At 74.3% G+C, this 5,800-nt stretch carries 5 protein-coding genes and 2 pseudogenes; 5 read left to right on the top strand and 2 right to left on the bottom strand.

Annotation, left to right across the window (positions count from 1 at the left end; all coding sequences use genetic code 11):
- The 4 genes and pseudogenes from QH283_RS14975 to QH283_RS14960 form a co-directional block, all read left to right on the top strand.
- Positions 1-864 (top strand): annotated as a pseudogene (locus QH283_RS14975) (DNA polymerase Y family protein); the annotation flags it as partial.
- A gap of 17 nt (positions 865-881) precedes the next feature.
- Positions 882-1,739: an alpha/beta fold hydrolase gene (locus QH283_RS14970; protein ID WP_280503606.1), complete on the top strand. Its 858-nt coding sequence runs from the start codon at positions 882-884 to the stop codon at positions 1,737-1,739.
- Complete coding sequence (locus tag QH283_RS14965; RefSeq protein ID WP_280503605.1) at positions 1,736-2,659, top strand: sucrase ferredoxin; 924 nt, start codon at positions 1,736-1,738, stop codon at positions 2,657-2,659. The genes QH283_RS14970 and QH283_RS14965 overlap by 4 nt, the downstream gene beginning before the upstream one ends.
- A 121-nt stretch (positions 2,660-2,780) precedes the next feature.
- Entirely contained in the window at positions 2,781-3,377 is a 597-nt protein-coding gene (locus QH283_RS14960; RefSeq protein WP_280503604.1) for a hypothetical protein, read from the top strand.
- Positions 3,378-3,472: 95 nt separating this feature from the next.
- Here QH283_RS14960 and QH283_RS14955 read toward each other — a convergent pair whose 3' ends face one another.
- Both QH283_RS14955 and QH283_RS14950 read right to left on the bottom strand, forming a co-directional pair.
- Positions 3,473-4,297, bottom strand: a complete 825-nt coding sequence (locus QH283_RS14955; RefSeq protein ID WP_432420732.1) for a DUF1460 domain-containing protein — start codon at positions 4,295-4,297, stop codon at positions 3,473-3,475.
- A 74-nt stretch (positions 4,298-4,371) separates the two neighbouring features.
- Entirely contained in the window at positions 4,372-5,343 is a 972-nt protein-coding gene (locus QH283_RS14950) for an SDR family NAD(P)-dependent oxidoreductase (RefSeq protein ID WP_280503603.1), read from the bottom strand.
- 271 nt (positions 5,344-5,614) lie between these two features.
- On the opposite strand from QH283_RS14950, the pseudogene QH283_RS14945 reads away from it, so the two are divergent.
- Positions 5,615-5,800: pseudogene (locus QH283_RS14945) on the top strand (hypothetical protein); the annotation flags it as partial.

The raw sequence follows: 5,800 nt of genomic DNA, 5'->3' as shown, positions 1-5,800 counted from the left end.
CCGCCGCCCGAGCTGGCGGTGGCGCATCGCTGCGATCCGCCGCTGGACCGGGTCGACGCCGCCGCCTTCGCGGGCAGGCTGCTGGCCACCGAGTTGCACGCCGGGCTGGCCGCCGCCGCGCTGGCCTGCACCCGGCTCGAGGTGGTCGCCGAGACCGAGGCGGGCGAACAGCTCTCCCGGATCTGGCGGTGCGCCCGGCCGCTGACCCCCGCCGACACCGCCGATCGGGTGCGCTGGCAGCTCGACGGCTGGCAGACCCGCGCCGACCGCAGGCCCGCTCCGGTCACGGTGCTCCGCCTGGTCCCGGTGGAGGTGGTGCGGGCCGGTGCGCTGCAACTCGGCCTGTGGGGCGGCACGGGCGAGGACGACGAGCGGGCCCGCCGCGCCCTGGTCAGGGTGCAGGGTCTGCTCGGCGGCGAGGCGGTGCGGATCGGGGTGCTCAGCGGCGGGCGCGGGCCGGGCGAGCGCGTCACCCTGGTGGCGCTGGGTGACGAACAGGTGCCCGAGACCGATCCCGCGCAGCCGTGGCCGGGCAGGTTGCCCGAGCCCGCGCCCTCGGTGTTGCTGGCCGACCGGCCCGAGGTGCGGTTGCTCGACGCCGCGGGGTCACCCGTCGAGGTCACCGAACGCGGGCTGTTCTCCGCCGACCCGGCCCGGGTGGGGTGGGGCACGCGGGGCTTGCGGCTGCCCGGCGGGGCGGGGCGGGGGGCGGTGGACGACCACTGGTGGGGCGAGCGGGACCGGCCGGACACCGGTCCGGTGGCCCGCGCCCAGGTGGGTATCAGCGCGCCCGGCGAGGACGAGCGGGTGCTGCTGCTGATCTGCCGGGAGGGCGTGTGGCGGGCCGAAGGCGTGTACGGCTAGCCCCGTAAACTCCATTCGTGCACTCGACGTCTGCCCATCTGACGACCGTCGGCGGTGTACGCATCGCCTATCGCGACTCGGGGTCCCGGTCGGGCAGCACACGATCGGACAGGACACGATCGGACAGGACACGATCGGACAGCACACGGACGGACGAAACCGCCGCCCCGGTCCTTCTCGTGCACGGCATGGGCGGTGACGGCCACACCTGGAACCGCTTCGCCCGCGAACTGCTCGCCGCCGGACGCCGGGTGATCATCCCCGACCTGCGCGGACACGGCCGCAGTGCCCGCGCGGCGAGCTACGGCTTCGACGAGTTCGGCGCCGATCTGGTGGCGCTGTGCGACCACCTCGCCCTCGACCGGGTCGACCTGGTCGGTCACTCGCTCGGCGGTTACGCGGTCTCCTGCGTCGCCCAGCAACGCCCCGAGCTGGTCGGCAGGCTGGTGCTGGAGGAGTGCCCGCTGCCGCTGCGCTCCGGCGACGAACAACTCACCCCGATCCGCCGCCTGCCCACGCCCGCCGAGCTGTGGCACGCGACGACGAGCCTGGTCCGCCATCCCCGCGCGCTGTGGGCCTTCGACCGGTCCATGACCGCGAGCGCGCTCGAGCAGTTCCACAAGCCGCACCCGCTGTGGTGGGAACGACTGTCCGGCATCACCGCGCCCACCCTGGTGCTGCGCGGTGGTCCGGGCGGCATGGTCGACCAGGGACGGCTGGCGATGCTGGTCGCCGCACTGCCCGACTGCACGGTCACCGATTTCACCTGCGGGCACAGCATCCACCGCGACCGGCACCGGGAGTTCGCCGCCGCCGTGCTGCCGTTCCTCGGCGTCCCCTTCCCGGATGTCTCCGCCCGGGCGGGCCGCCGATGAACGAGTTCGCCGGCCTACCCTGCTCGACGGCCTCGGCGCAGGTGCCGCTGCCCGGCACCGCGACCAGGGTCGGTGGCTGGCTGTGTGTGGAACATCCCGGCGCGTGGGGCCGCGACGTGCTCGGCGACGAGGTGCTCGGCCCGCGCCTGACCGCCGAACTCGCCGCCCGCACCGCCGCGGCGAAGGTCCGTCCCACCCTGATCCGCCGCCCCGGCCGTCACGAGTTCACCGGCACCCGCACCGTGCTGCTCGCCGCCTCGCACCCGACCGGCGCGTGGTGCGAACGGCTGTTCATCGACGACCTCGACCAACTGCTCGACCTCGACCTGTCGGTCGTGCACGGCCAAGCGCCCGGCCTCGGCGAGCCGGTCACCGAGGCGCCGGTGCTGGTGTGCGCGCACGGCAAGCGCGACCGCTGCTGCGCGCGCCTCGGCCGTCCTGTCGCCGCGAGCCTGGCCGCTGTCCACCCCGGCCGCGTCTGGGAGTGCTCGCACACCGGCGGCCACCGCTTCGCCCCCGCCATGGTGCTGCTGCCCAGCGGCCTGACCTACGGCCGGGTGGACGCCGAGTCCGCCGCCGCCGCGGTGGCGGCCGTCGATCGCGGCGAGGTGTCCACGGCAGGACTGCGCGGCCGCAGCGGCCACAGCCCCGTCGAGCAGGTCGCCGAACTGGCGGTGCGGGAACGGATCGGGGCGGGCCTGGACGATCTGATCGTGGCGACCGCGCCCGACGAGAGGGACGGCAGCGAGCCCGCCACCCACGCCGGGACCGCCGTCGTCACCCATCGGGACGGCCGCCGGTGGCGGGTCGTCGTGCGCGCCGTCGCCCACGCCCCGCGCCAGGCCGGCTGTGATGCCGGGCCCAAGCCGGTCACCGCGCTGGTCGCCGACACCGTCGCTGAGATCGCCGTCCGTCGCTGAGCCGCCGGTCCGGCACCGAACCGCCGGACCGCACCGAGTGGCGTGTCCGGCACTGCGCGGCGTGCCGGTGCGCGCGGACGGGTACCGTCGCGGCAACGAGTCGCGTACAGGAGGGGACGAGATGTCGACGCCGTGGGGACCGCAAGCGCACCAGCCGTTTTCACCAGGAGGTCATCCGGCCGGGGCCCACCCGCGGGCGGGTGCGACGGGCGATCCCGTCCAGGACGAGACCCAGCGGTACCTGGCCGCGGTCACCCACCAGCACGCCCTTGGCCGCTTGCACATCGGCAGGCAGTGGATCGGGCCGGTCCTCGGCCTGACCGGCGTCGGCCAGGCGGTGGCGACCGCGCTGAACCCGATCGAGCTGGCGGTCTGTGTGGCCGATGTGGCCGAGGTGACCCCGCAGGCCGCGGCCGACTTCCCGCACCGGGTGGACGAGTTCGCCCGGTCGTTGCGCAGGCGCAGCGCGTTCGTGGTCAAGGGCGGGGTCTTCGGGGTGGCGGCGCTGGTCTCGCACCGGGTGCATCCGGCCGCGATCCAGGGCCTGCGCAACAGGCCGATGAGCTACGGGTCGGTCATCGTGCCGGTTCTCGTCGATCTCGGGCAGCGCCGGGTGCACATCCCGGCCAACACCCCGGTGATGGGGTTCGCGGTGTGGGGTTCGGTGCGCAAGCAGGCCGAGTACTACCTGCCCGATCCCCGGTGGGTGCTCGGCTGATCCGCCCGGGGCCCGGTCGGCCCGCCTGGCTCGGCTGGACCGGGCCTGCCCGCGTGGGGCGCCGGTCGGAGTGCTCGCCGGTCGGAGTGCGCCGGTCAGAGTGAGCGCAGCACGACGATGCCGGGGACGGTGGCCACGTAGTCGGCCAGCGGGCTGTCCACCACCGCGTCGTTGCCCGGCAGCGAGGAGGCGTTGCGGAAGTACAGCCCGCCGTCGGCCGTGCGCACCACGATGCCGACGTGGGTGACGTCCAGGCCGGGGGTGTCGGCGTAGGCGCCGAGGTAGTCGCCGGTGCGCAGCCCCGCCAGCACCTCGGGGCCGACCCGCTCGGACGGGATGTAGGTGAGCGCGCGGTCGACCACGGGCAGTCCGGGCAACCAGCGGCCGCCGTCGGCCTTGGCGTTCAGGCGCACCGGGACCGTCACCGCGTGCGGGCTCAGTGCGCCGGTGATGTCGGTGGCGGCGATCCGGTCGACGTGCGCCCAGTCGGTGAAGAAGTGCTTGCGGTGCGCGAAGTCGACCTGCCCGCCCGCGTAGCGGGTCTCCACGAGCGCGCGGGCGAAGCTCTCGCGGTCGCTCGCCCGGCTCAGCGCCGCCACGTAGTCGAGGTAGGTGAAGCAGTCGACCCGGCGCAGGTCGATCACCAGCCGCTCGGGCTCGGTGGCCGAGCCGATCAGCATGTCCGCCCCGTACGGGGTGCCGCGCAGCGGACGCGAGAGGGCCTCCAGCAGTTCGCCTTTCGGCAGGTGTGCGGCGGCCGCGCGGACGGCGAGCAGTTCGTCGACGCGGCGGGAGGTCTCCTCGTCGATCGCCACCCCGCCGATACTCGGCCCTGGAACGGCGGACGCGACCGGAGCCGACAGCGCGAAACCACCCAGCGCGACGAGCGCAACTGCCAGCACGCGAACGACGAACCGCAAGACGCCTCCCGAGGACGGGTACACCGGACACCCCACCGTAGCGGGGCGCGGGCCGCTCGCCGGGCCGAACCGTGTCACCAGTAGACGCCGGGCACCAGGCTCGCCGCCCGGCGCAGCGCGGTCCCGGTGACGCGCCTGGCGCCGGATCGCCGGTACGGCCGGACGGGCCGCTCGGCGGGGGCAGGGTCCGGCGGCGCCGGTGGCGCGGCGTCGGCGGCGCCCTTGGCGGCGGGGGAGTCCGGCAGCATCCGGTAGTAGCGGTGCAGCACGAAATCGCGCACCCTCGGCGCGAAGAGCGCGCCGAGTTCGGCGACGGTGCCCAGCGGCACGTCGATGCGGCGCGGGCGCTCGATCAGCGCGCGCACCACGAGCGCGCCCGCCCATTCCGGCGAGCGGGCGGGCCCCTGCCGCCCGGTGGGGGCGATCATCGGGGTGCGCACGAGCGGCATGTGGATGGTGGTGAAGGTGACCCCGTCGGCCATCGTCTCCACCGCCGCCACCTCGGTGAACTTGTCCAGCGCGGCCTTACTGGCCAGGTAGGCCGAGAACCGGGGCGTGCTGGCCTGCACGCCCGCGCTGCTGATCTGCACGATGTGGCCGAATCCGCGCTCGCGCATGCCGGGCAGCACCGCGAAGGTCACCCGCAGCGCGCCGAAGTAGTTGACCGCCATGGTGCGTTCGTAGTCGTGCAGCCGGTCGGTGGAGCGGTGGATGGCGCGGCGGATGCTGCGGCCCGCGTTGTTGACCAGCATGTCCACCCGACCGTGCTCGTCGAGCAGGGTCTTCATGGTGTGCTCGACGGATTCGGCGTCGGTGACATCGCACTGGTAGCCGTGGGCCGCGCCGCCTGCCGCGCGGATCTGCTCGACCACGGCGGTGAGCTCCTCGCCCCGGCGGGCCAGCAGGAACACGGTGGCGCCGTGCGCGGCGGCCTGCACCGCGGCGGCGCGGCCGATGCCGGAGGAGGCGCCGGTGATGAGCACATGCCTGCCCGCGAGTTGTCGCCGGTGTGTCTCCGCTGGGGGGTGCTGCTCGGCCGATGCCATGGTCGCTCCTCGTCGAACGGGTGAGGCGGTGAACGGTCGGGACGCCGGGCGCGGCTGCCCGCCGACGTCGAACTTACTCCAAAGTAAGTTCTTCGCCAAGAGGTTCGTTCTCCCGATTCTCCCGCGACCGCCCTGGTCGTGGCCGGATTCGAGGCGGTGGGACGGACCTCGCGTGCCGTTGCCGGGGCTTTGCCGTGGTGGTGGAAACGGGTCGGGAACGCCCCTGGAATCCGCCTCGAAACCTTCGAACATATGTGCGATACTCGTGCGCATGGCGGACGATCGGATGGCGGACATCTTCGCCGCGGTGCGGCTCGGCAGCGATGACCCGGCGGCGGCGCGCAAGGCGCTCGGGGCGCTGTGGGACGAGCTCGATCCCGTCGCGGCGCCGTTGCAACGCTGCGTGGTCGCTCATCACCTCGCCGTCCTCCAGGACGACGACCACCGCGCGCTGGCC

It is taken from the genome of Nocardia farcinica (assembly GCF_029867845.1).
GTDB lineage: Bacteria > Actinomycetota > Actinomycetes > Mycobacteriales > Mycobacteriaceae > Nocardia > Nocardia farcinica_A.
This window is presented reverse-complemented; position numbering and strand designations above follow the sequence as displayed.